General features: G+C 67.6%; 18 protein-coding genes. 8 read left to right on the top strand and 10 right to left on the bottom strand.

Translation table 11 applies throughout. From position 1 onward, the window contains the following. Window positions 1–55 precede the first annotated feature (55 nt). A complete protein-coding gene (locus ASD28_RS21390) occupies window positions 56–3283 on the top strand; it encodes a PAS domain S-box protein (protein ID WP_056132982.1) in 3228 nt (1075 codons plus the stop codon). Here the strand turns inward: ASD28_RS21390 and ASD28_RS21385 are convergent. Together ASD28_RS21385 and ASD28_RS21380 are read right to left on the bottom strand one after the other, a co-directional pair. Beyond that, window positions 3235–4224: an alpha/beta fold hydrolase gene (locus ASD28_RS21385; RefSeq protein ID WP_056132979.1), complete on the bottom strand. Its 990-nt coding sequence runs from the start codon at window positions 4222–4224 to the stop codon at window positions 3235–3237. The two genes, ASD28_RS21390 and ASD28_RS21385, sit on opposite strands and share 49 nt — an antisense overlap. Window positions 4225–4297: 73 nt before the next feature. After that, window positions 4298–5770 (bottom strand): NAD(P)/FAD-dependent oxidoreductase, encoded by a 1473-nt coding sequence (locus ASD28_RS21380; RefSeq protein WP_056132978.1) that lies wholly within the window; start codon window positions 5768–5770, stop codon window positions 4298–4300. A gap of 84 nt (window positions 5771–5854) precedes the next feature. Here ASD28_RS21380 and ASD28_RS21375 point away from each other — a divergent pair, with 84 nt between their 5' ends. Beyond that, window positions 5855–6493, top strand: a complete 639-nt coding sequence (locus tag ASD28_RS21375; protein ID WP_056132975.1) for a TetR/AcrR family transcriptional regulator — start codon at window positions 5855–5857, stop codon at window positions 6491–6493. A gap of 137 nt (window positions 6494–6630) precedes the next feature. On the opposite strand, the gene xth is transcribed toward ASD28_RS21375, so the two are convergent. Beyond that, window positions 6631–7416, bottom strand: coding sequence for an exodeoxyribonuclease III (gene xth, locus ASD28_RS21370; protein WP_056132972.1), 786 nt, complete (start codon window positions 7414–7416; stop codon window positions 6631–6633). Between the two features lie 188 nt (window positions 7417–7604). On the opposite strand from xth, the gene ASD28_RS21365 reads away from it, so the two are divergent. Continuing rightward, window positions 7605–10004, top strand: a complete 2400-nt coding sequence (locus ASD28_RS21365) for a TIM-barrel domain-containing protein (protein ID WP_056132970.1) — start codon at window positions 7605–7607, stop codon at window positions 10002–10004. 73 nt (window positions 10005–10077) lie between these two features. Continuing rightward, window positions 10078–11190, top strand: a complete 1113-nt coding sequence (locus ASD28_RS21360; protein ID WP_056132966.1) for a hypothetical protein — start codon at window positions 10078–10080, stop codon at window positions 11188–11190. A gap of 12 nt (window positions 11191–11202) precedes the next feature. Here the strand turns inward: ASD28_RS21360 and ASD28_RS21355 are convergent, their stop codons facing one another. Beyond that, on the bottom strand, window positions 11203–11589 hold the full coding sequence (locus tag ASD28_RS21355) for a cupin domain-containing protein (RefSeq protein WP_056132963.1): 387 nt from the start codon (window positions 11587–11589) through the stop codon (window positions 11203–11205). A 147-nt stretch (window positions 11590–11736) separates the two neighbouring features. On the opposite strand from ASD28_RS21355, the gene ASD28_RS21350 reads away from it, so the two are divergent. Further along, a complete protein-coding gene (locus tag ASD28_RS21350) occupies window positions 11737–14088 on the top strand; it encodes a PAS domain S-box protein (protein ID WP_056132959.1) in 2352 nt (783 codons plus the stop codon). 9 nt (window positions 14089–14097) lie between these two features. Here ASD28_RS21350 and ASD28_RS21345 read toward each other — a convergent pair whose 3' ends face one another. Together ASD28_RS21345 and ASD28_RS21340 are read right to left on the bottom strand one after the other, a co-directional pair. Beyond that, on the bottom strand, window positions 14098–14472 hold the full coding sequence (locus ASD28_RS21345; protein ID WP_056132957.1) for a group III truncated hemoglobin: 375 nt from the start codon (window positions 14470–14472) through the stop codon (window positions 14098–14100). 91 nt (window positions 14473–14563) lie between these two features. Further along, on the bottom strand, window positions 14564–17398 hold the full coding sequence (locus ASD28_RS21340; protein WP_056132952.1) for a pitrilysin family protein: 2835 nt from the start codon (window positions 17396–17398) through the stop codon (window positions 14564–14566). Window positions 17399–17643: 245 nt separating this feature from the next. Here ASD28_RS21340 and ASD28_RS21335 point away from each other — a divergent pair, with 245 nt between their 5' ends. After that, on the top strand, window positions 17644–18561 hold the full coding sequence (locus ASD28_RS21335; RefSeq protein ID WP_229411958.1) for a cysteine synthase family protein: 918 nt from the start codon (window positions 17644–17646) through the stop codon (window positions 18559–18561). A 23-nt stretch (window positions 18562–18584) separates the two neighbouring features. Further along, window positions 18585–19124: a hypothetical protein gene (locus tag ASD28_RS21330; RefSeq protein ID WP_056132947.1), complete on the top strand. Its 540-nt coding sequence runs from the start codon at window positions 18585–18587 to the stop codon at window positions 19122–19124. Here the strand turns inward: ASD28_RS21330 and ASD28_RS21325 are convergent. Together ASD28_RS21325 and ASD28_RS21320 are read right to left on the bottom strand one after the other, a co-directional pair. Next, window positions 19103–19369 (bottom strand): cupin domain-containing protein, encoded by a 267-nt coding sequence (locus ASD28_RS21325; protein ID WP_056132944.1) that lies wholly within the window; start codon window positions 19367–19369, stop codon window positions 19103–19105. The two genes, ASD28_RS21330 and ASD28_RS21325, sit on opposite strands and share 22 nt — an antisense overlap. A gap of 104 nt (window positions 19370–19473) precedes the next feature. After that, window positions 19474–20844 (bottom strand): amino acid permease, encoded by a 1371-nt coding sequence (locus tag ASD28_RS21320; protein WP_056132941.1) that lies wholly within the window; start codon window positions 20842–20844, stop codon window positions 19474–19476. A gap of 9 nt (window positions 20845–20853) precedes the next feature. On the opposite strand from ASD28_RS21320, the gene ASD28_RS21315 reads away from it, so the two are divergent. After that, the gene (locus ASD28_RS21315) at window positions 20854–23658 is read left to right on the top strand and encodes an EAL domain-containing protein (RefSeq protein ID WP_156403672.1); all 2805 of its coding nucleotides are present in this window, start codon (window positions 20854–20856) and stop codon (window positions 23656–23658) included. Between the two features lie 311 nt (window positions 23659–23969). Here the strand turns inward: ASD28_RS21315 and ASD28_RS21310 are convergent, their stop codons facing one another. Together ASD28_RS21310 and ASD28_RS21305 are read right to left on the bottom strand one after the other, a co-directional pair. Beyond that, a complete protein-coding gene (locus ASD28_RS21310) occupies window positions 23970–24671 on the bottom strand; it encodes an MBL fold metallo-hydrolase (protein ID WP_056132936.1) in 702 nt (233 codons plus the stop codon). After that, window positions 24672–25142: a DUF6691 family protein gene (locus ASD28_RS21305; protein ID WP_056132934.1), complete on the bottom strand. Its 471-nt coding sequence runs from the start codon at window positions 25140–25142 to the stop codon at window positions 24672–24674. Window positions 25143–25159 lie beyond the last annotated feature (17 nt).

Raw genomic sequence — 25159 nt, 5'->3', positions numbered from 1 at the left:
GCAAACGCGCTTAAAATCGCGGACTTCTCAATCATCCAGCGGGCAGATCCACACGATGTTGACTCAGGCGGCTCCGGTCAGAACCTTCGGCGCGGGCGGCGGCCTGCTGGGCGGAATCATCGACGACTACGACTGGGCCGGCACGAGCCTCGGCCCCATCTGCCGCTGGCCGGACGTCGTACGTACGACCGTCGAACTGATCCTGCGCTCGCCCGTGCCGATCGTCACGTTATGGGGCGAGGACGGCGTCATGATCTACAACGACGCCTATGCCGGCGTCGCGGGCGGGCGCCATCCGCGCCTGCTCGGCTCCAGGGTGCGCGAAGGCTGGCCCGAAGTGGCCGACTTCAACGACAACGTGATGAAAGTCGGCCTGGCCGGCGGCACGCTGTCGTACCGCGACCAGGAACTGACCCTGCACCGCAGCGGCAAGCCCGAGCCGGTGTGGATGAATCTCGACTACTCGCCGATCGTGGACGCGGCCGGCGCCGTCGTCGGCGTGATCGCCATCGTCGTCGAGACGACGGCCAAAGTGCGCGCCGAGCGCTGGCTGAGCGGGGAACACGGCCGCCTGCAGACCATGTTCGAGCAGGCGCCCGGCTTCATGGCCCAGCTGGCGGGCGCCGACCATGTGATCCAGTCCGCGAACGCCGCCTACCGCGCGCTCGCCGGCCAGCGCGACCTGCTCGGCAAGCCGCTGCGCGAGGCTTTGCCGGAGACGGTGCCCCAGGGCGTGATCGCGATCCTCGACCAGGTCTACCTCTCCGGCACGACCTATACCGCGACCGCGAGCCCGCTGTGGCTGGCGGGCAGCGATGGCGAACGGCGCCTGCACTTTGTCGATTTCGTCTACCAGCCCGTCAAGCGCGAGGACGGCGCCGTGTTCGGCATCTTCGTGCAGGGCGGCGACGTCACGGTGCGCGTCGAGGCCGAGCGGGCGCTGCGCGAGAGCGAGGAAAAATTCCGTACATTCGCCGAGGCGATGCCGAACCAGGTGTGGACGGCGACGCGGGACGGCAAGCTCGATTGGTTCAATACGCACGTGTACGCGTACAGCGGCCGCGATCACGACACCCTGGCCGGCAGCGCGTGGACGGCCACCGTCCATCCCGACGACCTGCCGGGCGCGCAGGAGCGCTGGGCCATCGCCGTGGCGTCGGGCGCGCCGTACGACGCCGAATTCCGCCTGCGCCGGGCGGACGGCACCTACCGCTGGCATCTGTCGCGCGCCGTCGCGCTGCGCAACGGGGACGGCAACGTGGCCCGCTGGATCGGCACCAGCATCGACATCGAAGACCAGAAGGTCATCGCGCACCGCCTCGCCGCGCTGAACACGGACCTGGAATCGACGGTCGCGCGGCGCACGGCGGAGCGCGACCGCATGTGGCGCCTGTCGCGCGACGTCATGCTCGTCGCGTCGTTCGACGGCAGCGTCGAAGCCGTCAGTCCGTCGTTCGGATCGCTGCTCTGCTGGACCGAGCACGACATCGTCGGCAAGAACTTCCTGCAGCTCGTGCACCCGGACGACCAGGCCGCGACGATGGCGCAGATGGCGTCGCTGGGCGAGGGCCACTACGTCTATAAATTCGAGAACCGCTACCGGCGCAAGGACGGCAGCTATTGCCTGTTGTCGTGGACCGCGGCGCCGGACGCCGATTTCATCCACGCGATCGGCCGCGACATCACGGCCGACCGCGAACAGGCGGAGCAGATCCGCCGCACGGAACTGGCGCTGCAGCAGTCGCAGAAGATGGAAACGATCGGCAAGCTGACGGGCGGCGTGGCGCACGATTTCAACAACCTCCTGCAGATCATCTCGGGCAACCTGCAGCTGCTGGAAATGAACACGGGGGGCGCCGAGGTCCAACGCTGGATCGGCAATGCGCGCTCCGCGGTCGGGAAGGGCGCGAAGCTGGCGAGCTACCTGCTCGCGTTCGGCCGCCGCCAGCCGCTGGAACCGAAGGTGGTCAAGATCGGCCGCGTGGTGACGGGCATGGAAGACATGCTGCGCCGTGCGCTCGGCGAAGAGATCGAGGTGGAGCTCGCGATCTCGGGTGGATTGTGGAACACGGCGGTCGACGTGGCGCAGGTCGAGAACGCGATCCTCAACCTTGCCATCAATGCGCGCGACGCCATGTCCGGCGCGGGCAAGCTGACCATCGAGGCGCACAACGCCATCCTCGACGATTTGTACTGCCGCACGCACGGCGACGTGGCGCCGGGCCAGTACGTGATGCTGGCCGTGACGGACACGGGCAGCGGCATGACACCGGACGTGCTGCGCCAGGCGTTCGAGCCGTTCTTCTCGACGAAGGCAGAGGGTAAAGGTTCCGGCCTCGGCCTGTCGATGGTGTATGGCTTCGTCAAGCAGTCCGGCGGCCACGTCAAGATCTACAGCGAGCCGGGGCAGGGCACGACGGTGAAGCTGTACCTGCCGCGCACGACGGCGGCCGAGGAACCCCTGGGCCCGATGGATCCGCACCAGCCGGCCGTCGGCGGCACCGAGACGATCCTCGTCGCGGAAGACGACGAAGCCGTGCGCACGACCGTCGTCGAGATGCTGACCCAGCTCGGCTACCGCGTGCTGAAGGCGGCCGACGCGGCCAGCGCGCTCGCGGTGGTGGAATCCGGCGTGCCGATCGACGTGCTGTTCACGGACGTCGTCATGCCCGGCACCCTGCGCAGCCCGGACCTCGCCCGCATGGCGCGCGAACGGCTGCCGAATCTCGCCGTGCTGTTCACGTCCGGGTACACGGAAAACTCGATCGTGCACGGCGGCCGCCTCGATCCCGGCGTGGAACTGCTGGGCAAGCCGTACACGCGCGAAAGCCTGGCGCGCCGCATCCGCCAGGTGCTCGCGAACCAGCGCAACCGCGTCCACGTGGACAGCGCGCCGCCGAATGTGCTGCCGATTCTGCCTTCGGCCGGGCGCAAGCCCGACCCAAGCCGCCTGCGCATCGTGCTGGTGGAAGACGAGGACGAGATCCGCGACTCGACTGCGGCGCTGCTGCGCCACCTGGGCCACGAGGTGCTGGAAGCCGTCGATGCGGAGCAGGCGCTCGGGATCATGTCGTCCGCGTCGGACGTGCTGATCACGGACGTACTGTTGCCCGGCATGTCCGGCGACCTGCTGGCCGCCCAGGCCCGCACCCTGGCGCCCGGCATCCGCATCGTGTTCGCGACGGGGAAGGGGGAAGTCAACAACTGGCCGGATGCCGTCGTGCTGCGCAAGCCTTACGACCTGGCCGCGTTGACGGCGGCGCTGGCGGACAGCGTCGCCTGAGCCGCGGCCGCGTCGATGAACGCGGCCGTCGCCTCCGGATTCGTGATGGGCAGCATGTGGCCGCCCTCGATCAGCTGGAGTGTCGCGCCACGGACCTTGTCCGCGAGCGCCTGGCCGTGCGCCCGCCAGTCGAGGATGCGGTCGTCCATGCCGTACAGGATGCCGACGGGGACCTGCAGTTCGCCGTAGCGCGTCTCCTGTGCCGGCAGGCAGTCGGGGAGCGCGCGCAGGTCGTCGGACGCAGCCAGGAAGGCGCCGGGGCGCAGGCCGAGCAGGCCGCCGCCGCGCGTCGCGAAATCCGCCGGCACGGCTTCCGGGCCGAACACCTGGTCCAGGGCCACGCGGCTGTTCCTGATCGCCGCGGGAATCGCGAGGGTCCATGCGACGATCTTGCGCCACGCCGGCGACACGACCGTCAGGCCCTCGAACACGGGCGGCACGTGTTCCTGCATGTGCGTCAGCGGTGCGACCAGCGCGAGGCCGCCGACGCGGTGCGGGTGCCGCAGCGCGAGCGCGAGGGCGAGCGCACCGCCCAGCGAATGGCCCACGACGAGCGGGCGCTCCAGTTTCAATTGTTCGATCAGCGCGGCGAGCATGGCGGCCTGCGTGTCCAGGTCCGCCGGCGTGCCGGGCGCGCGCGTGGAAAAGCCGGAGCCGGCGCGGTCGACGGCGATCATGCGGTAGCGCCCGGCCAACCGGCCGGTCACGCCGTACGTGTAGTGCGCGAGCTGGCCCGCGAGGCCGTGCACGAGGAGCAGCGGGGGCAGGTCCGGATCGCCACCGTCGAATTCCTGGATGTGCAGGCGCGCGCCGGGCACGCCGACGAAGCGGCCCTGCGGCGGCAGCACGGCTTCGACCTTGCGCGCGGTCCACAGCGTGAACACAAAGGCCACGAACACCGGCAACGCGAGGACGGCGAGGAGTATTGGCACGAGAGTCATCGTTCGATCGCTTTCTTGAGTAGGTTCCGGTAACCGGGGGAGACAGGCGTTCCAGCGGCGCGGTCGCGCAGGTTCAAGGCATGGCGCCTTTGCGGCCGAAACGCAGGACGCCGTCCGCGATGCGGCCGTAGCGGATCGTCAGCATGTCCTGCACATAATTCTGGTAGACCTGCCACGGCTTGCGCGAGCCCTGCTGCGGCAGCTCGGCGCGGGCGCGCAGTACGTAGCCCGAGGTGAAACCGAGGAACGGTTCCGGTTCGACGCCCGGTTCCCGGTGCACGACGGCGACGTCCTGGCCCTCGCGGTCCATGTGGCGCAGCAGGCGCACGACCCAGGCGGCCGTCAGGTCGGCCTTCAGCGTCCACGACGCGTTCGTGTACCCGAACGTCATCACGCAGTTCGGCAGGCCGGACAGCATCATGCCCTTGTACGACATCGCGTCGTTCGGACGGAACGGCTTGCCGTCCACGGTGATGGCGATGCCGCCCAGCAGCTTGATCCTGAGGCCCGTCGCGAGCACGACGACGTCGGCGGGCAGCAGTCGGCCGGATTCCAGCAGCAGGCCTTCCGGCGTGAAGCGCTGGATGCGGTCCGTCGCCACGCTCGCACGGCCCGTGCGGATCGTGCGGAACAGGTCGCCGTCCGGCACGACGCACACGCGCTGGTCCCACGGCTTGTAGCCGGGCGTAAAATGGGTGTCCACGTCGTAGCCCGGGCCCAGCTGGTGGCGGACCATCTCGACGATCCTGCGTTTCGCGAGCTCCGGCTTCGACCGCGCGACGCGGTACAGCAGCATGCTCTCGACGATCACGCGCCAGCGCGTCAGCGCGTACGCGGCGCGTGCCGGCAGCCAGCGGCGCAGTCGCTGCGCGAAGCCGTACTCGGACGGGCGGCTCACGACATAGGTCGGGGAGCGCTGCAGCATCGTCACGTGGGCGGCGTCCTGCGCCATCGCGGGCACGAGCGTCACAGCCGTGGCGCCGCTGCCGACGACGACCACGCGCCGGCCCCGGTAATCCAGGCCGGCGGGCCAGAACTGCGGCTGCACGATCCGGCCGGCGAACGCGTCCTCGCCGTCGAAGCGGGGGCGGTATGCCTCGTCGTAGCTGTAGTAGCCGCTGCACATGGCCAGGAAACGGGTGCGCAGCCACACGCGCCGACCGTCGTGCTCCGCCTCCACCCGCCAGCACGCGTCGATGCTCGACCAGTGCGCGCCGACGACCTTGTGGCCGTAGCGGATGTGGCGGTCGATCCCATTGTCGCGCGCCGTCTGCGCGATATAGCGCCGGATGGATGGCCCGTCCGCAATCGCCTTGCCTTCAGTCCAGGGTCGAAACGCGTAACCGAGGGTATACATGTCGGAGTCCGAGCGCACGCCGGGATAGCGGAACAGATCCCACGTGCCGCCGAGCGCGGCGCGTGCTTCCAGGATGGCCCAGGTCTTGCCGGGGCAGCCCCGCTGCAGATGCCAGGCGGCGCCGATGCCGGACAGGCCGGCGCCGACGATGAGGACGTCGAAAAAGGGCGCCGCGGCGGCTTCGGTCATGGCGTGTCTCGTTGTATTTGGGATGCTACTGACACCGTATATTGTCACATATTGATAAGCAACGTTCTGTGCGAAAATAGAAGGATGCCTCCAGAAACTTCACAACCTGCCCGGCCTTATCGTGGCGTCCCGCAAGACGAACGGCGTGCGCAACGGCGCGCGCAACTGATCGCGGCGGCCGTCGCCGTGTATGGCGAACGCGGCTACCGCCAGTCGACCGTCAAGGCCGTCTGCGAGGCCGCCGGGCTGACCGAACGTTATTTCTATGAATCCTTCGCGAACAGCGAAGAGTTGTTGATCGCCTCGTTCAACGCCGTCACCTACAGCGTGCTGGGCGAGCTCACGGACGCGGCCCAGCAGGCCGGCCGCAGCCGCGTCGCGCGGGCGCGTGCGATGCTGCACACGTATTTCGCGGCGCTGCAGCGCGAGCCCCGTTCGGCGCGCGTGTTCCTCGTCGAGATCCGCGGCGTCAGCCGGGCCGTCGACAAGGCGTTCGATGCCGCGCTGCGCGCCATCGGCGAACAGGTCGGGCGCTACGTCGTGCCGCCCGGCGTGCCGGCCGACCCGCTACTGGAAGCAGGCATCGTCGGCGGCGTGATCCACATCGCGCTGCGCTGGATCGAGGATGGGTACACGCCGGATATCGAGGTCGTTACCGACAGCGCGCTGCGGCTCGGCATGGTGCTGGGACGGCCGCCGTTGCGGCGGACCGTTGGCGGCTGACACACCGTCGTTCCCGCGCACGCGGGAACCCATGCCGATGCGCCGAAGTTGTACCGTCAAGCGCCTGCAGTATCTTTGATATACGGATTTCTGTAGTTCAGTATGGGTTCCCGCATTCGCGGGAACGACGTGAGGCCTTACGCCAACTTCGGCCAGTCCAACTCCACCCACGTCGGCGCATGGTCGCTGGGCTTCTCGCGCCCGCGCACGTCGCGGTCGACGCCGGCCGCCTTCAGCTTCGGGGCGAGGGCAGGGCTCAGCAGCAGGTGGTCGATGCGCAGGCCCGTGTTGCGGCCGTACGCGTCACGGAAATAATCCCAGAATGTGTAGATGACTTCGCCGGGGTGCGTCGCCCGGAGGGCATCCGTCCAGCCCTGGTCGAGCAGGCGCTGGTAGGCCGCGCGCGTCTCCGGGCGGAACAGCGCGTCGTCGAGCCAGCGTTCCGGCTTGTAGACGTCCAGTTCCGTCGGCATCACGTTATAGTCGCCCGCGACGACGACGGGCGCACCCGTGGCGATCAGTTCCTGCGCGCGCAGCCGCAGGCGTTCGAACCAGCGCAGTTTGTACTCGAACTTCGGGCCCGGCGCCGGGTTCCCGTTCGGCAGGTACAAGCAGGCGACGAGGATGCCGTTCACGGCCGCCTCGATGTAGCGGCTCTGCTCGTCGTCGGGGTCGCCCGGCAGGCCGCGCTGGAGTTCCTGCGGCTCGGTGCCGCGCGCGAGGATCGCGACGCCGTTCCAGCTTTTCTGGCCGTGCCAGATCGGGCAATAGCCGGCCGCGCGGATCTCCATCTCGGGAAATTTCTCCTGCGGCGCCTTCAGCTCCTGCAGGCACGCCACGTCGGGCTGCGTCTCCTCGAGCCATTGGAGCAGGGCGGGAAGGCGGCTGTTGATACCGTTGACGTTGAAGGTGGCGATGCGCATGGGGTCTCTCATTGGTTGTCGTTGCCGCTATTCTGACCCGAGAATGCCGCGGCCGCCGCACGAAGAGTCTAAGTAGTCAAACTACGCGATATTTTCATAGAATTTTACCAAAGCACCCATAGGCTGTAGCATTTCTACGTGAACGGGTTAAAATTCCCGTATTCCAACAACGACAACGCCCGGAGACCATGAAACCCATTCCCCATGCCGTCCTCGCCCTGTGCCTGCTCGCCGGCCTGCCGGTCCATGCGCAGAACGCGGACCGCACCTACCTCGGCTACCGCAACGACAACGGGACGCTGGACATCGCCACCAGCGACGGCCGCTACCTGATCCGGCCCTACGACGCCAACATCGTCGAGACGAGCTTCGTGCCGCGCGGCGAGACGTTCGACCCGGCGTCGCACGCCGTCGTGCTGAAGCCCGGCCAGGCGCAGGCGACGATCCGGGAAGCGGACGGGCGCATCCAGCTCGTCACGGACGGCATCACGGTCACGGTGGAAAAATCGCCGCTGCGCATCAGCTATGCGTACAAGGGAAAACCGCTCGTCGCCGAAAAGGAGGGCTATGGCCACGCGGGAGAACTGGAAAGCATCGAGTTCGCGCTCGCGGGCGATGAGGCGCTGTACGGCGCCGGCTCGCGCGCCGTCGGCATGAACCGGCGCGGCAACCGCTTCCGGCTGTACAACCGGGCGTCGTACGGCTTCGGCAACCGCGCGGACCAGATGGGCTATGGCATCCCGATGGCCGTGTCGTCGCACAAGTACGCGATCCACTTCGACAATCCGCAGGCCGGGTGGCTCGATTTCGACAGCCGCAAGGACGGCACCCTGCGCTACGAAGTGATGGGCGGCCGCAAGACCTACCAGGTGATCGCGGGCGACGACTGGGCGCAGCTGATGGACGAGACGACGCGCCTGACCGGCCGCCAGCCGCTGCCGCCGCGCTGGGCGTTCGGCAATTTCGCGAGTCGCTTCGGGTACCACGACGAGGCCGAAGCGCGTGCCGTCGTCGATCGATTCATCGCGGACGGCATCCCGCTGGACGCGATCGTGTTCGACCTGTACTGGTTCGGCAAGACGGTCAAGGGCACGATGGGCAACCTCGGGTGGGACCGCGACAGTTTCCCCCATGCCGAGGCGATGATGGCCGACTTCGACAGGAAAGGCGTCAAGACGGTGCTCATCACGGAGCCGTTCGTGCTGACGACGTCCAGGCGCTGGCAGGAAGCGGTGCAGCAGGGCGTCCTCGCGACGGATGCGCAGGGCAAGCCGTTCGTCTTCGATTTCTTCTTCGGGAACACGGGCCTCGTCGACGTGTTCAAGCCGCAGGCGCGCGACTGGTTCTGGAACATCTATAAAGACCTCAAGGCGGGCGGTGCCGCCGGCTGGTGGGGCGATCTGGGCGAGCCGGAGACGCATCCGTCGGCCGCGCGCCACGCGACGGGCACCGCGGACCAGGTCCACAACATCTACGGCCACGAATGGGCGAAGCTGATCGCCGACGGCTACGCGCGCGACTTCCCGCAGGAGCGGCCGTTCATCCTGATGCGCTCGGGGTATTCGGGCTCGCAGCGTTTCGGCATGATCCCGTGGTCCGGCGACGTGCAGCGGGGCTGGGGCGGCCTGCAGTCGCAGATGGAGATCGCGCTGCAGATGGGCATGCAGGGCCAGGCCTACATGCATTCCGACCTGGGCGGCTTCGCCGGGCCCGTGCTGGACGACGAGTTGTACGTGCGCTGGCTCCAGTACGGCGTGTTCCAGCCGATCTTCCGCCCGCATGCGCAGGAAGAAGTGCCGGCCGAGGCGATCTTCCGCACGCCGGCCGTGAAGGCGCTCGCGCGCGCCGCCATCCGCCTGCGTTACGCGATGCTGCCGTATAACTACACGGCCGCCTTCGACGACAGCCGCAGCGGCATGCCGATGATGCGCCCCGTGCTCTTCGAGGATCCGGACAACGAATTCATGTCGACGACGGGCATCTCGTCCACGTACCTGTGGGGCCCGGACTTCCTCGTCGCCCCCGTCACGGAACCGGGCGCCACGCGCAAGGAAGTCTTTTTCCCGCGCAAGGGCAGCGTGTGGTTCGACTTCTACACGGACGAGCCGCACCACGGCGGCATCCTGGAGACGGTGACGCCGCGTCCGGACCGCATCCCGACTTACGTCCGAGCCGGCGCGTTCATCCCGCTCGCGCAGCCCGTGCAGAGCACGCGCGACTATTCGACGGCGAAGCTCGACCTGCATTACTGGCACGATGCGGGCGTGACGCAGGCGCAAGGCCACCTGTACGACGACGACGGGCACACCGCGCACGCGTTCGAAACGGGCAAGTACGAGCTGGTGCGGTTCTCCAGCAGGTTCGCCGACGGCCGCCTGGCCCTGACGGTCGCGCCGGAACCAGGCGCCGCCGCGACGCCGACCGCACGCACGTTCGACCTGAAGGTGCACAACGTGGCGGCGAAACCCCGCGCCGTGCAGGTCGGCGGCAAGGCGATCGCCTACCACTGGGACGCGAAACGGCGCGTGCTCGACGTCAGGCTGCCGGCCGTGCGTGCCGCCGCGTTGCAGGTGGTCGTGACCCTGTAGCGCAGGCGCGCTCCACGCCTGGGTTGAATTCGGTACCCTGCTCCTCCGGGAATCCGGAATTGCGCACCGCACCATGAAGACCCAATTGTTGCAAGACTTCCAGGAAAGCGGATCGGCACCGTCGACGCCGCCATCTCCGCCGCCATCTCCGGCCGCGCCGCGCCGGCGGCCGGCCGTCTGGCACGGCCCCGGTTCGCAGCGGGCCGGAGCCGGCGCGGCCGTCCAAAAGGCCGACCCCGGACCGGCGCAACGCGCGCCGGAAGTCTCGGCGCGCGGCAAGGGCGTCGCGATCGAAGCCCTGGCCGACCGCATCGCGCAAGCACGGACGGCGCGGCCTGCACCGCCTGCACCGCCTGCACCGCCGCCGCCGCCCGCCGACGAGCCCACCGTGCCGGGCGCCGAGGCCCGCCCGCACCCGGAGCCGCCGCGCCCTCCCGAACCGCCGCCGGCCGCCGATCACATTCCTCCGCCGGTCGCCGATCACATTCCTCCGCCGGCCGCCGATCATATTCCTCCCCCGGCCGCCGATCACATTCCTCCGCCGCGCGCCGACACGGGCACGGTCCCGCGCCCCGTCCAGCCGGACATCGAAGCGGAATGGCTCGCCGCGCGCCTGCGCGAGGAAGCGGCGGCGCGCGAGGCGCCGGCCTGGACGAGCATGTGGAAACGCCGCCTCGTCACGTGGAGCATCGCGGGCGGCCTGCTGGCCGGCCTGGCGGCAGGCGGCTTGTGGCTGTACGAGGAAAACCGGGTCGAGGATGCGCTCGTCGTCGTGGCGAACACGTCACCGGCTGGGCAGCCGTCGGCGGCGGCCTTCGTTGCCCGCGCGCCGGCGCCTGCACCGGTGCCGGTGCCGGTGCGGCCCGCCGTCACGCCGGAACCCGTGAAGCCGGTGCCCGATGAGCCCGTCGCCCCCGTCATCGAGGACAAGGCGCCCGCCGCGGCCCCGGTCGACGTCACGCCGCCGCGGCGCGCGGCACGCCACAAGACGACCGTGAAGAAACAGGGCACCGCGAAGGCGCGCCGCACGGCGACCAAAGAGGCGCCTCCGGTCGCCGCCGACCCGTCGCCGCGCCAGCGCCGCGAAGAAACCCTGATGCAGTGCCGGGCCCACGGCTATGACGCGCGCCGGTGTATCGAGCGCGCCTGTACGATGACGCGCTACGGCCTCGCGTGCAAAGGGTAGACGGGCGCGGAATCAGTGGCCGTGCTGTTTTTCGTAGTCGTCCGCCTCGGCCTTGGTGGCGTGCACGATGCCGTCCGGGTGCTCGGGCGGGGTGTACAGCGTGTACAGGCGCATCGGCTCGCTGCTCGACGTGTTGATGACGTTGTGCTCGGTCCCGGCCGGGATGACGACGGCGACGCCGTCCTCGAGCTTGTGCTGTTCGCCATCCAGGATCGCGACGCCCTGGCCGGCCTCGACACGGATGAACTGGTCGTGGCCCTCGTGCTTTTCGAGGCCGATTTCCTCGCCGGGCTGCAGGGTCATGATGACCAGCTGGCTGCGCTGGGTCGTGTAGAGGACTTCCCGGAAATTATTCCCGGCAAGCGTTTTTGCTTCGATGTTGATGCTGTAACCCGACATGACGTTCTCCATGAAGTTGTCGTCCGCATTGTAGCGGATAGCGTGATCCGATACCCAATGTTGCCAACGCGGCCATAAACGTTTCATTGCGTGCATGAGTGTTTCCACAATGTTATAATGAGATCATGAACGTTTGACCTTTCCGACATGACTTCCGACTTCACCACGCAGCGCCGCATGCAATTGTTGATCGAGCGGGTCGCCGATTACGCGATCTACATGCTGAATCCCGACGGCACGGTCGCAAGCTGGAATGCCGGCGCGCGGCGCTTCAAGGGGTACACGGAGGCGGAGATCCTGGGCCAGCATTTCTCGCGCTTCTACACGCCGGCGGACCGCGCCGCCGGCCTGCCGGAACGCGCGCTCGCCACGGCGCTGGACAAAGGACGATTCGAGGCGGAGGGCTGGCGCGTGCGCAAGGACGGCAGCCATTTCTGGGCATCCGTCGTCATCGACCCGATCCTCGACGACGACGGCCAGTTGCTCGGCTTTGCCAAGATCACGCGCGACATCAGCGACAAGAAGCTGGCGCGCGAAGCGCTGCGCCGCAGCGAGGAGCAATTCCGCCTGCTCGTCGACAGCGTGATCGACTACGCCATCTACATGCTGTCGCCGGAAGGCCTCGTGACGACGTGGAACGCGGGCGCCCGCAACATCAAGGGGTATGCGGCGGACGAAGTCATCGGCACGCACTTCGGCCGCTTCTACACGGACGAAGACCGGGACAACGGCCTGCCGGACCGCGTGCTGGCGACGGCGCGCGAACAGGGCCGCTACCACGGCGAGGGCGTGCGGGTGCGCAAGGATGGCTCGCGCTTCCGCGCCGACGTCGTCGTGGACGCCATCCGCGACGCCGACGGCCGCCTCGTCGGCTTCGCCAAGATCACGCGCGACGTCACGCAGCGCGTGCAGCTGGAAGAGGCGCGCCAGGCCCTGCAGCATGCCCAGCGCCTGGAAGCGGTCGGCAAGCTGACGGGCGGCGTCGCGCACGACTTCAACAACATCCTGCAGGTGATCGGCGGCAGCCTGCAACTGCTGGGCGGGACGGTGGCTGGGCTGCCGGCCGCGCAGCGGCATCTGCAGATGGCGCTGGCCGCCGTCGACCGCGGCGCCAAGCTGTCGTCGCAACTGCTCGCGTTCGCGCGCCGCCAGCCGCTGCAGCCTTATGTGCTGAACCCGGGCCGCGTCGTGCGCAACATGGAAGACCTCGTACGCCGCGCCGTCGGCGAGCACGTGGAAGTCGAGACCGTCGTCTCGGCGTCGCTGTGGAACACGACGCTCGACCCGCACCAGCTGGAAAACGTCGTGCTGAACCTCGCCATCAATGCGCGCGACGCGATGCCCGGCGGCGGCAAGCTGACGGTCGAACTGTCCAACACGATGCTCGACGACACCTACGTCAGCGCCGCGCACGAGGTGCCGCCGGGGCAGTACGTGCTGCTGGCGATCTCCGACACGGGCACGGGCATGACGCCCGAGGTGCGCGAGCGCGCCATCGAGCCGTTCTTCACGACCAAGGGCGAAGGGCAGGGGACGGGCCTGGGCCTGTCGATGGCGTTCGGCTTCGTCAAGCAGAGCGGCGGCCACTTCCGCATCTACAGCGAAGTGGGCCACGGCACGACGATCAAGGCCTATTTCCCGCGCGCGCTCGAGGCGGAGCAGACGCTGCCGGAGCCGGTCGCGAACGAGGCGCGCGGCGGCACCGAGACGATCCTGGTCGTCGAGGACGATCCGAACGTCCAGGCGACCGTCGTCGGCATGCTGTCCGAACTGGGCTACCAGGTGCTGCGCGCCGATAATGCCGAATCGGCGCTGGCCGTGCTGAAGGCCGGCGTGCGCTGCGACCTGCTGTTCACCGACGTCGTCATGCCGGGCAAGCTGAAGAGTACCGAGATGGTGCGCCAGGCGCGCGCGCTGCTGCCGGACATGAAGGTCCTGTACACGTCCGGCTACACGCAGAACGCGATCATCCACGGCGGCCGCCTCGACCCGGGCGTGGAGCTGCTGTCGAAGCCCTACCGCCGCGAGAAGCTGGCGTCCAAGGTGCGCCAGCTGCTGGGCGCGAAGGAGTCGATGTCCGAGCCGGCACCGGTCGCGCCGGCGCCGCCCCAGGTGGCGTCCGCGGGCCTGCGCGTGCTGTTGATCGAAGACGATGCCCAGGCCCGCGAGCTGTACCGCGACATCCTGCTGGCGGCGGGCTTCCAGGCCGACGAGGCGGCCACGGCCCAGGACGCCCTGGCGCTGCTGGCGCGCGACCGCTATCACGCGGCGGTCGTCGACTACAGCCTGCCCGACCTGGACGGCCTCACGCTCGCCCGGCGCATCGTGGAACGCCATCCTGGTGTCGCGATCGTGTTCGCGTCCGGCTACGGCAGCCTGGTCGCGGGCGCAGCGGACGTCACGGCGCGCGTGCTGACGAAACCGTTCACGGATCTGCAGCTGAAGCAGGCGTTGCTGGCCGCGGTGGCCGAGCGGCGTGACGCGTCACGCCGCGCCTGAGCGGTCGCCTCAAACGCGGATATCGCCGAAAAAGCCCAGTTGCAGGCTCGACGCGATGCGCTGGGCGACTTCCAGGGCCTCGATCGCGCCGTCGATGCCAAACACGTCGATTGCCGTCAGCCGGAACAGCGTGAGCCAGCGGACGAAGTGCTCCGTCTCGATGCCCGCAAGGGCCATGTGCTTGCCGAAGACGTTTCCCTGGAATTCGCCGGTGCCGAGCAGGACCTTGGTCCAGAACGCGACCATGCGCGGCATGTGCTCGTGCCACCGTCCGGCGAGTTTCGCTTCGAACACGGGGTATAGCACGGCATCGTCGCGCACGCGCGCGTAAAACGTGTCGACCAGGCGGATGATCGACGATTCGGTGATGGCGGGAGAGGGCATGGCTTGCTCGGGAACGACGTGATGTGGATGATTCTAGCAAATATGCATCCAATATGCACCTTCAACGTCCCCGGCCATGCCCCCTTCGAACTTACTTGCTGGCGGTCTTCACGTCGGCCTCGGGCAGCAGGACGACCTGGACATAGTTGTCCTTGTCGAAGTAGCGCTGCGCGGCCGTGCGCACGTCCGCCACCGTCAGTGCGTCGACCTCGTCCATGACCGTCAGCAGGTGCGACAGCGGCGTGCCGTCGAGCAGGGACACTTTCACGCTCTGCAGCCAGTACCCGTTCTCGTGCTGCGAACGCTCGTGGACCACGCGCCAGTTGGCCTTGACCTTGTCGAGTTCCGCCTGCGTCGGGCCGTTGGCCTTGACGCTGTCGATCTCCGCGAACAGGGCGGCGACGAGCTGGTCGACCTTTTCGGGGCCGGTCGGCAGCTGCGTGCTGATTTCGTAGTGCTGGTACGGGATGCGCTGCACCGCGCCGGCCATCTGGCCCGAATAGATCAGGCCGAGCTTCTCGCGCAACACCGCGTTCACACGCAAATTCATCACCTCGATGAGCGCGCTCATGCGCAGCGCCTCGGCCGGCGACCAGGCCGCCGGACCGGAAAACGTCAGCGACACGACGCTCTTGGGCTCCGTGCCCGCGTGGACTTCCTTCTTGACGACACCTTGCGCGATGCGCAGGCCGACGTCGCGGTAGGCGAGCGGCAGGTCGGGCGTCGGCAACGTGCCGAGGTAGGCCGTCACGAGGGGCTTGATGGTCGCCGGATCGAAGTCGCCGACGACGACGAACGTCAGGCCCTTCGCGCTGGCGAAGCGCTGGCGGTACACGGCGAGACTGCGGTCGAGGTCGATCTTGCCGAGGTCTTCCTGCGTGGGCATGCGCCCTTCGTAGGGATGACGGCCATAGAGCGTGTCGGCGACCGCTTCGGCGAAGCGCTGCTCGGGGGCGGCCGCGCGGTTGCGCACCATGTCGCCGAGCGCGCCCATGTACGCCTTGTACAGGGATTCGTCGCGCCGCACGCCGTCGAAACGCAGCCACAGCATCTGGAACATCGTCTCCAGGTCTTCGGCACCGCTGGCCGACTGGCCGCCGATCTCATCCGTGTAGTCGGACATCCCGAGCGTCACCGCCGCGCGCCGGCCCGCGAGCATCTTCATCAGGTCCGTGGGCGCGAAGTCTTTGATGCCCATCGACATGGCCAGCCCCGTGGCGGCGCGCGCGTTCGGCAGGTCTTTCTCGTCGACCAGCGTCTGGCCGCCGTAGCGCACCGCGCCCAGCAGCACCTCGTCCTTGCGGAAGGCGGTCGGCTTGAGGACGACCTGCACGCCGTTCGACAAGGTCAGGCGGGTCAGGCCGAGCGTCTCGTCGCGCGTTTCGGTCACGATGCGGCCGGGCGCGGCGGGACGGTCCATCAGGCGCTGCGCGACCTTCTTTTCGGCGCGGTCGGTGACCGTGGCGTGCGCGGCCGCCGCGTCGGCGGCCACCAATTGATCCGTCGTGGGCGCGGGGCCGGCCTTCGTATTGCCGGCGAACACGACGAGCTTGCCGGCATCCGCCGGGAACGCGTTGCGGGCAGCCGCATTGAGGTCGGCGACCGTGATTTCAGGCAGCAATTCCTGCATGACATGGAACTCGGCCTCGATGCCCGGGATGCTTTCGCCGGCGAGGAAATTGCGCTGGTATTCGGCAACGTACCGCCCGGAATCCGTCGTGTCCCGTTGCTTGACCGCGCTTTCCATCCCATTCAGGACGACTTTGCGGACACGCGCCAGCTCGGCTTCGCTGAATCCGAACTGGCGGACCCGGTGCATTTCCTGCTCGACGGCCGCGACGGCCGGGACCACGCCGCCCGCACCCACGGCGGCGCTGATGGAGAACGCCTTGTGGCGCGCGGTCACGGGGATGGTGCGGCCGCCCGCGCCGAGGAACGGCGGATTCGCCTGCTGCGTCAGCTCGCCCAGCCGCAGGCTCAGCAGGATGGCCGCGAGGTTGTCCACGACCTTGGCGCGGTAGCTCCCGTATGTCCCGAGGTCCGGCTCGAGCCGGACGGGGTAGTTCAGCTCGACGGCACTGCCGGACATTTCCTCGTCGGCGAACACGAACGCTTCCGTCCGCGTTCGTGCGGGAATGTCGGCGTAGGTCCGGGGGCGCGGCTGCGGCGGATTGGCCAGGCCGGCGAAGTGCGCCTTGACCAGGCGCTCGGCCTCGGCCGGTTCGATGTCGCCGACGACGATCACGGCCATCAGGTCCGGCCGGTACCAGTCGCGGTAGAAGCGGCGCAGCGCCTCCGGCTGCGCGGTGCGGATCACGTCTTCCTTGCCGATCGGCTCGCGCAGCGCATAGCGCGAGCCGTTGTACAGCTTCGGCGCGAGCGCCTTGCGCAGGCGTTCCTGCGCGCCCTTGTGCAGGCGCGCTTCCTCGAGCACGATCGCGCGCTCCTTGTCGATGTCGTCCGCAGCCAGCGTGACGCCGTGCGCCCAGTCTTCCAGCACCGTGAAGGCGGTCTCCACGTTCTCCTTGCGGTCGGTCGGTACGGGCAGCATGTAGACCGTCTCGTCCAGGCCCGTGTAGGCGTTCAGGTCGGCGCCGAACTTCACGCCGATCGATTGCAGGTACGAGACCAGTTCCTGTTTCTTGAAGTGCGTGGAACCGTTGAAGGCCAGGTGTTCGAGCATGTGGGCGAGACCCTGCTGGTCATCGTCCTCGAGCGCGGAGCCGGCCTTCACCACGAGCCGCAGCTCGACCCGGTGCTCGGGCTTGCCGTTCTTCTGGATGTAATAGGTCAGGCCGTTCGCCAGCTTGCCGACCTTGACCTGCGGCCCGACGGGAACGCGGGCATTGAGGTCGACGGCGGCTGTGGCGGGCAGCAGCGTGGCCAGGGCAGCGGCGAGCACCGTGGCGCGAAACAGGAAGGGCATCCGTACATCCTTTGGGATCGTTATCAAGAGCAGCGAGCTTAGCAAAGGAACATGTCCTATAAATACACGGATTGTCACGTAGACATGGTATTTGCCCTGACGAACCCCATAGGCCACGCCGGCACGCCGAATGTCTTGCGGGAACGCACCCTACCCGGTTAAGGTAGGGGCCGGTTCAATCCGACGCCACGCGCCGGATTGTTGTGTTAGCCTTTCTCGGCGGCAATCTCACTGAAAGGAGCGGCGTGGAATCCCAAGTCAAATCGTCCGTGATGGACGCGATCGGCAACACGCCCGTCGTCAGGCTGGGGCGCCTGTTCCCCGGCTACGACGTGGTTGCGAAGCTGGAATACATGAATCCGGGCGGCAGCATCAAGGACCGCATGGTCCGGCACATGCTCAAGAGCCTGCCGGCCGGCACGGACCGCGTCGTCGAGAGCTCGTCCGGCAACACGGGCGCCGCGCTCGCGATGGCCAGTGCCGTGCTCGGACTGCGATGCGACGTGACCGTGCCGCAGACCACGAGCATCGAAAAGATCAAGCGCATCCGCGCCTACGGGGCCGAGGTGCACCTGTGCGCGCCGGACGACGGCGTCGACACCGCGGCCGGCTACCAGGCCGTGGCGGAGCGCCTCGCGCAGGGCGACAACGTCCACCACCTCGACCAGTACCGCTCCGCGCTGAACCGGGAAGCCCATTACCGCGACACGGGGCCGGAACTGTGGCGCCAGCTCGCGGGCGAGATCGACGTGTTCGTGTGCGGCATCGGCTCGGGCGGGACCATCTCCGGCATCGGCCGCTACCTGAAGGAACAGAAGCGCGACCTCGTCGTGCTCGGCGTGGAGCCCCGCAACTCGGCGTACCGCAAGCTCGTCACGGACACGCCCGCCGACGGGGCGTTCGCCAGCGTCGTCGAAGGCGTGGGCAAACGCCAGCCGTCCAGCAGCTTCGACCCGGCGATCGTCGACGACGTCGTGCAGGTGGCCGACGACGACGCGCTCGACTGGTGCCGCCGGCTGGCGGCGGAGGAGGGCATCCTGGCGGGCGGGTCCAGCGGCTGCGTCACGGCCGGCATCGCCCGGCTGCTGCCGCGCCTCGCCGGCAAGCGTGTGGCGACCGTGTTCCCGGACTCCGGCGTGTACTATCTCTCGAAATACTTTTGACTAGCTGATTACGGATCCGGACCGTGTCCGACCTCCTCGCCCTGCTCGGTGCCCGCATCCCGGCCAACCTGGCGCCGTTCATGCTGGCCAGCGTCACGGCACCCGCCGTGCGCGGCGTGCCCCACGGCCCGGATGTCCTCGCGCGCCGGCTCGGCTGCCCCTGCGGCAGTTGGGAACTGAAATTGCGCACGGCGCGGCGGCGCGAGCGGCGCGGGCTGTTCGGCCGCAAGACGGTCGCGGCGCCCGTCGCGCCCGTGCATGCCGCCTGCCCCGTGTGCGGGCGCGAGGTACTGTTGTTCGATCCGGCGCAGCACGGCTGGCATGGCCGGCATGGCGACGGCGTGCGGCCGCGCGCGGACGACGAGGCGTGGTTCGCCAATGCGGCCGGCGAAGTCGTCGTCGCGTATGCCTACCGCGCGGAAGACGCGTACCGCGCGATGCTGGCCGACGGATGCCCCGACCCGCAGGACTGGTTCGACTGCTTCGCCATCGTGTTCCGCGCGGCCGGCGCGCAGCCCTTGCTGGTCCTGTCCGAAGAGCCCTACCGCCGGCTGGACAGATAGGCCACGCCGTCGGGCCCGTAACTCTCGCGATGCGGCTCGTCGCGGCGCAGGTGGAACACGTCGCCGGGCCGATAGATCTTGATCTCGCCGCCCGCGTGAAGGCGGATCTCGCCTTTCAGGACCAGCGCCTTCGCTTCGAACGGGTGCGCGTGATCGGCCAGCGTGCCGTTCGGCGCGCGCTCGACGAGGACCGGGTCCGCATAACCTTCCGCTTTCAGCGCATCGAGGAATTCCTGTTGTTCCATGCTGGGCTCGCAAGTGTTCGGAGTTCGTGAAGGCGGAGTGTATCACTGGTCCATGTCCACACTCATCCCTGTACGACGTTGCCAGACCGGGCCGGCGCCCGGGATCACGACGTCGCGCGGGCGATGCGCGCGCGCCGACCCTCGGCCGCGCGGTACCCGATCGCCAGCACGACGAGCCACGCCGGGATCATCCACACCGAGACGCGCAGTTCCGGCGTGGCGTACATGATCGCGACGATCCCCGCGAGATACAGCAGGCACGCCCAGTTCGTGAGCGGATAGAGGGGGCTCGGGAACGCCGTGCGCTCGCCCGCGGCCTGCTTCGCGGCGCGGAAGCGCAGGTGCGACCAGCTGATCATCGCCCAGTTGATCAGCATGCCGGCGACGGCGAGACCCATCAGGAGGCCCAGCGCCTTGCCCGGCACGGCATAGTTGACGCCCACGCACAGCGCGGTGGCGACGGCCGACACGGCCAGCGACGCCAGCGGCACGCCCCGTTCGTTCACGCGCAGCAGCGCGCGCGGCGCGTGGCCCTGCACGGCGAGGCCGTACAGCATGCGGCTGTTCGAGTACACGCAGCTGTTGTAGACGGACAGCGCGGCCGTCAGCACGACGACGTTCAGCACGTGCGCGACGACGCCGGCGTCCAGCGCCTTGAAGATCAGCACGAACGGGCTGGCGCCCGGCACGATCTGGTCCCACGGGTACAGCGACAGCAACACGGCCAGCGCGCCGACGTAGAACACGAGGATGCGCCACAGGGTCTGGTTCGTCGCGCGCGGGATCGAGCGGGACGGATCGGCCGCCTCGGCCGCCGTGATGCCGATGACCTCCAGGCCGCCGAACGAGAACATGATGATCGCCATCGACATCACGAGACCCTGGATGCCGTGGGCGAAGAAGCCGCCGTGCGTCCACAGGTTGCTGACGCTGGCCTGCGGTCCGGCCCCGCCGCTCGCGAGCAGGAACACGCCATAGACGATCATCGCGATGATGGCCGCCACCTTGATGACGGAAAACCAGAACTCGCTCTCGCCGAACGCGCGCACGTTGATCAGGCTGATGCCGTTCGCGAGCACGAAGCAGCCCAGCGCCGACACCCACGGCGGCACATTGGGAAACCAGTACTGCACGTAGATGCCGACGGCGGACAGCTCGGCCATGCTGACGAGCACGTACAGCACCCAGTAATTCCAGCCGGAGACGAAGCCGGCGAAGCGGCCGCAGTATTTGTCGGCGAAGTGGCCGAACGAGCCGGCGACCGGTTCGTCGACCATCATCTCGGACAGCTGGCGCATGATCAAAAAGGCGACCAGGCCCGCGACCGCGTAGCCGAGCAGGACGGACGGACCGGCCAGCTTGACGGTTTCCGCGACGCCGAGGAACAGGCCGGTGCCGATGGCGCCGCCGAGGGCCATCAACTGGATGTGCCGGCTCTTGAGGCCGCGGTGGAGTGTCGTGTCGTCGGAAGCCATGGTGTCCGCTTGCTAAAAGACAAGGATTTTAAAGCAAACGGTGGCGGCTGTGACCACACGATCGCGAACTCGTACGCGAATATCGAGGCGGCATTTTGTCGTAAAAAGAGGGACTTGCAAAAACACGGCGGTTCGATCAATCTTGAACCGGACTCGTCACGGGACGGCGGACGTCTTCCCGCCTGTATTTGCAAGCAGCTGATCAGGAATATCATGATTCAACCATCAGACGCCGGATTTTCCGCGCTGTTTCACGCGCATCCGGTACCGATGTGGGTGTATGACCTCGAGACGTTCCGCTTCGTGGCGGTCAATGCCGCGGCCATCGTCCATTACGGTTATTCGGAAGCGGAATTCCTGGCCATGACGCTCCGCGATATCCGTTTGCGGGAAGATCTCGAGCGGCTGGACGACAACCTGCGGCAGCCGCCGGTACCGAGTATCGAGAAGTCCGGGATCTGGCGGCATGTCAGGAAGGACGGCGCCGTCATTCATGTGGAAATCACGTCGCATCCCTTGTGGTTCGAAGAGCGCGCGTGCAGGTTCGTTCTGGCCCACGACGTCACCGAGCGCCTGCTCGCGCAAGACAAGATCATGCGCCTCAGCCGGATCTACGCCGTGTCGAGCGGTGTCAATGCGGCGATCGCCCGGATCCATACGCGTGACGCGCTGTTCGACGAGGTCTGCCGGATTGCGGTGCACGTCGGCGCGTTCAAGACGGCGTGGATCGGCGCGTTCGAGCCCGACGTGCTCGATGGGCGTGTCGTGGCATGGTGCGGCGGCGAACGGCAGTACGTCGACCGGGTGCGCTTGACCTTGCGTGCCGACAGTATCGATAGCGCGAGGCCGGCTTGCGTAGCGGCGCGCGAAGCACGGGCGGTGATTTGCAATGACGTCGCGACGGATCCCGGGTTGGCGCCGCTGGCAAGGGAAATGCTCGAGGAAGGGCAGCGTGCCGTTGCCGCGCTGCCGCTGGCGCCGGCCGGTCGCGTCGACGCCGTGATGGTGTTCATAGCCGATACCGCCGGGTTCTTCGATGCGGAGGAACTCAAGCTCCTCGATGACCTGGTCGGCGACATCAACTTTGCCTTGCAGTTCATCGACAACAAGGAGCGGCTCAGTTATCTGGCGTATTACGACGTGTTGACCGGACTGCCGAATGCCAGGCTGTTCGAGGACAGGCTTGGGCAATTCATCCACTCGGCGCAGGCGGGACAGGATGTCGGCACGATCCTGGTGAATATCGATCGATTCACGCAATTGAACGATGCATTCGGTCGCCACATGGGCGACGCGCTGCTCAAACAGGTCGCACAGCGGCTGGACGAGGCGCTGCCGGGGGGTGTCAGCGTGGCGCGGATCGGCGGCGCCACGTTTGCGATCGCCGTCGCCGAACTGGCGCAGGACGCGGACCTCGAACATATCGTCGATGAGTTCATCCTGGCGACCATCAACCAGCATTTCCGGCTGGGGCCGCACGAAGCACGTGTCCAGGCGCGGGCCGGACTGGCGCTGTTTCCCCGCGATGGCAGCGATGCCGAAACCCTGCTCAAGCATGCGGAAGCTGCACTGCAGAGTGCGAAGCGCCTGGGCGAACCTTATCTGTATTACTCGCCGGCGATGAACGCCTCCCACGCCGCCAGGCTTGCACTGGAATCGGAGCTGCTGCACGCGCTCGATGCGCAGCAATTTGTCGTGTACTACCAGCCACGGGTCGACCTGGTGAGTGGACGCATCGTCAGCGCGGAAGCCCTGATTCGCTGGCGGCATCCACAGCGCGGGCTGGTGTTTCCCGGCACTTTCATTCCACTCGCGGAAGAGGTTGGACTGATCGAGCCGATCAGCGACTGGGTTCTCGATGCCGTCTGCGCCCAGCAGGCGCGCTGGCTGCAGGGGAAGATCGACGTCGTGCCGGTCGCGGTCAACCTGTCGGCGGCGCAGCTCAGGAACGGTAAATTCGTACAGGACGTGACGGATGCGCTGTCCCGGTACCGGCTGCCGGCCCACCATATCGAATTCGAGCTGACGGAATCGATGGTGATGAATGACGTGGAGCTGGCCGCGGCGAATCTCCAGGCCTTGAAGGCGCTGGGTATCCAGTTGTCCCTGGACGATTTCGGCACCGGGCATTCTTCGCTCGCCCACCTGCAGCGTTTCCCGTTCGACGCCGTCAAGATCGATCGCGCGTTCATCCGCGACGTCAATGCCAATGCCGGGAATGCGGCGATCGCGACGGCGGTCATTGCGATGGCCCACAGCCTGCATTTACGCGTGGTCGCGGAAGGAGTCGAAACGGAAGGGCAACTGCAATTCCTCCGCCGGCACCGTTGCGACGAACTGCAGGGGTTTTACTTCAGCGAGGCGGTGCCGGCCGCGCAATTCGAAGCCATGCTCGTCGAAAAACCGCTGCTGACGCTCGGACCACAGGTCGATGAAGATACCCTCCTGATCGTCGACGACGAACCCAACAACCTGTCGACGCTGAGGCGATTGCTGCGGCGCGAGGGATACCGCGTGTTGACGGCGAGCGGAGGGCAGGAGGGTCTCAACCTGCTTGCCTTGAACAAGGTACAGGTCATCATTTCCGACCAGCGCATGCCCAACATGTCGGGGACCCAGTTCATGCGCGTCGTCAGGGAGCTCTATCCGGATACGATACGCATCGTCCTGTCTGGATTTACCGATCTCGCGGCGGTCACGGACAGCGTCAACCAGGGGGAACTCTTCAAGTTCATGACCAAGCCGTGGGACGATGGCGAACTGGTCAGGAATATTCGCGATGCGTTCCGGCTCCACCGGCAACGCAACGGCTAGGGCGCCGGTTTTACGCAACCCCGCCGCAGCGCCGCTTGCTGATCGGTTTCCGCACGCGAACTTGGGCCCCCGCCTGCGCGCACTGCTGTCCGGAATAATTTTTACCGTCGAAAATAGGCCCGCCATAGGAAAAACCGTCGTTCCCGGCATTGCCGGAAACGACTTCCCGCGAAAGCGGGAACGTAGTTAGCATACTCAGTATGGATTCCCGCTTGCGCGGGAATGACGATGCTATTTCTGACGGTTTTTGAAAACAATATTCCGGACACTAGTGCGCCTGCGCGGGGCGACGTTATTGCGCGGGGGCGACGTCATACGCCGTGCGGCAGTCCCAGGTTGCGATTCGCCGGCACGGCGATGTCGATCAGCTTCGGCTGCGGCAGGTTCAATCCGTTCATCAGCGTCACGAAATCCTCGCGCGACCGCCCCGACACACGCGCGTTGTGCGCCTTCTCCCAGCCGATGGTCGACGCCGACTGGCCCTTGTAGTCGTGCCCCGGCCACACGCGCGTCGCATCCGGCAGCGCGAACAGCTTATGCGTGATGCTGTCGTACAGCGCCGCCGCGCTGCCGCCCTGGAAATCGGTGCGGCCGCAGCCGTCGATCAGCAGCGTGTCGCCCGTGAACACGTTGCCGCGCCAGACGTAGCACATGCTGCCCGCCGTGTGGCCGGGCGTGTGGATCACGGCGATCGTCTCGCCGGCGCCGAAGCGGACGATGTCGCCGTCCTGCAGCTGCACTTCGGCGGGCGGGATGCCGCAGCCGCTCGGCACGGCGGCGCGGGCGCCCGTCAGCTGGCGCAGGCGGCCGGCGGACGTCACATGGTCGGCGTGGGCGTGCGTCTCGAGGATGTACTCGAGGCGCAGGCCCAGGCGCTTCAGGTGGGCGAGGTCGCGCTCGACGTGCTGGTCGACGGGGTCGATGATGACCGCGGCGTCACTGCCGGGCGCGGCGAGGATGTACGTGAAGGTCGACGACACGGCGTCGAACAACTGGATCGGATTGTTGTGCATTCATTCTCCCGAAGGGCCGGCCGCGGCGCGGGTACCGCCGCGTTGGGCCTCGATGCCGGCGCGGATACGCTCGGCCACTTCGAATATTGCCATGCCGGCCACCATCGCCGCAACGAACAGGAGGGTGGAGCGTCCGCCGACGGCCAGCGCCGTCAGTGCCGGACCGGGGCAATAACCGACAAGGCCCCAACCGACGCCGAACGTGATGCTGCCCAGGACGAGGGGCGCGTCGATGCGGCCCGCGCCCGGTACGCGGATCTGGCTCCCGAACAGCGGCCGCACGCGCGTGCGCGCGAACCGGAAGGCGAGGGCGGCGACGAGGATGGCCCCGAGCATCACGAACAGCAACGACGGGTCCCAGGCGCCGGTCACGTCGAGCAAGGCGAGCACCTTGGCGGGATTGCTCATGCCGGACAGGATCAGGCCCCCGCCGAACAGCAGGCCGGCGAGGAAGGCGGTAACGAGGTTCATGACTTGGTTCCTTGTAA

Source organism: Massilia sp. Root133 (assembly GCF_001426525.1).
Taxonomy (GTDB): domain Bacteria; phylum Pseudomonadota; class Gammaproteobacteria; order Burkholderiales; family Burkholderiaceae_D; genus Telluria; species Telluria orientalis.
This window is presented reverse-complemented; position numbering and strand designations above follow the sequence as displayed.

Excerpts from the sequence above, each read along its gene's own strand:
- ASD28_RS21305 (WP_056132934.1), bottom strand. The coding sequence starts at position 25,142 with ATGAACCTCGTTACCGCCTTCCTCGCCGGCCTGCTGTTCGGCGGGGGC.
- ASD28_RS21375 (WP_056132975.1), top strand. The coding sequence starts at position 5,855 with ATGCCTCCAGAAACTTCACAACCTGCCCGGCCTTATCGTGGCGTCCCG.
- ASD28_RS21345 (WP_056132957.1), bottom strand. The coding sequence starts at position 14,472 with ATGCCCTCTCCCGCCATCACCGAATCGTCGATCATCCGCCTGGTCGAC.
- ASD28_RS21325 (WP_056132944.1), bottom strand. The coding sequence starts at position 19,369 with ATGGAACAACAGGAATTCCTCGATGCGCTGAAAGCGGAAGGTTATGCG.
- ASD28_RS21320 (WP_056132941.1), bottom strand. The coding sequence starts at position 20,844 with ATGGCTTCCGACGACACGACACTCCACCGCGGCCTCAAGAGCCGGCAC.
- ASD28_RS21355 (WP_056132963.1), bottom strand. The coding sequence starts at position 11,589 with ATGTCGGGTTACAGCATCAACATCGAAGCAAAAACGCTTGCCGGGAAT.
- ASD28_RS21350 (WP_056132959.1), top strand. The coding sequence starts at position 11,737 with ATGACTTCCGACTTCACCACGCAGCGCCGCATGCAATTGTTGATCGAG.
- ASD28_RS21365 (WP_056132970.1), top strand. The coding sequence starts at position 7,605 with ATGAAACCCATTCCCCATGCCGTCCTCGCCCTGTGCCTGCTCGCCGGC.
- ASD28_RS21390 (WP_056132982.1), top strand. The coding sequence starts at position 56 with ATGTTGACTCAGGCGGCTCCGGTCAGAACCTTCGGCGCGGGCGGCGGC.
- ASD28_RS21360 (WP_056132966.1), top strand. The coding sequence starts at position 10,078 with ATGAAGACCCAATTGTTGCAAGACTTCCAGGAAAGCGGATCGGCACCG.
- ASD28_RS21310 (WP_056132936.1), bottom strand. The coding sequence starts at position 24,671 with ATGCACAACAATCCGATCCAGTTGTTCGACGCCGTGTCGTCGACCTTC.
- ASD28_RS21380 (WP_056132978.1), bottom strand. The coding sequence starts at position 5,770 with ATGACCGAAGCCGCCGCGGCGCCCTTTTTCGACGTCCTCATCGTCGGC.
- xth (WP_056132972.1), bottom strand. The coding sequence starts at position 7,416 with ATGCGCATCGCCACCTTCAACGTCAACGGTATCAACAGCCGCCTTCCC.
- ASD28_RS21385 (WP_056132979.1), bottom strand. The coding sequence starts at position 4,224 with ATGACTCTCGTGCCAATACTCCTCGCCGTCCTCGCGTTGCCGGTGTTC.
- ASD28_RS21340 (WP_056132952.1), bottom strand. The coding sequence starts at position 17,398 with ATGCCCTTCCTGTTTCGCGCCACGGTGCTCGCCGCTGCCCTGGCCACG.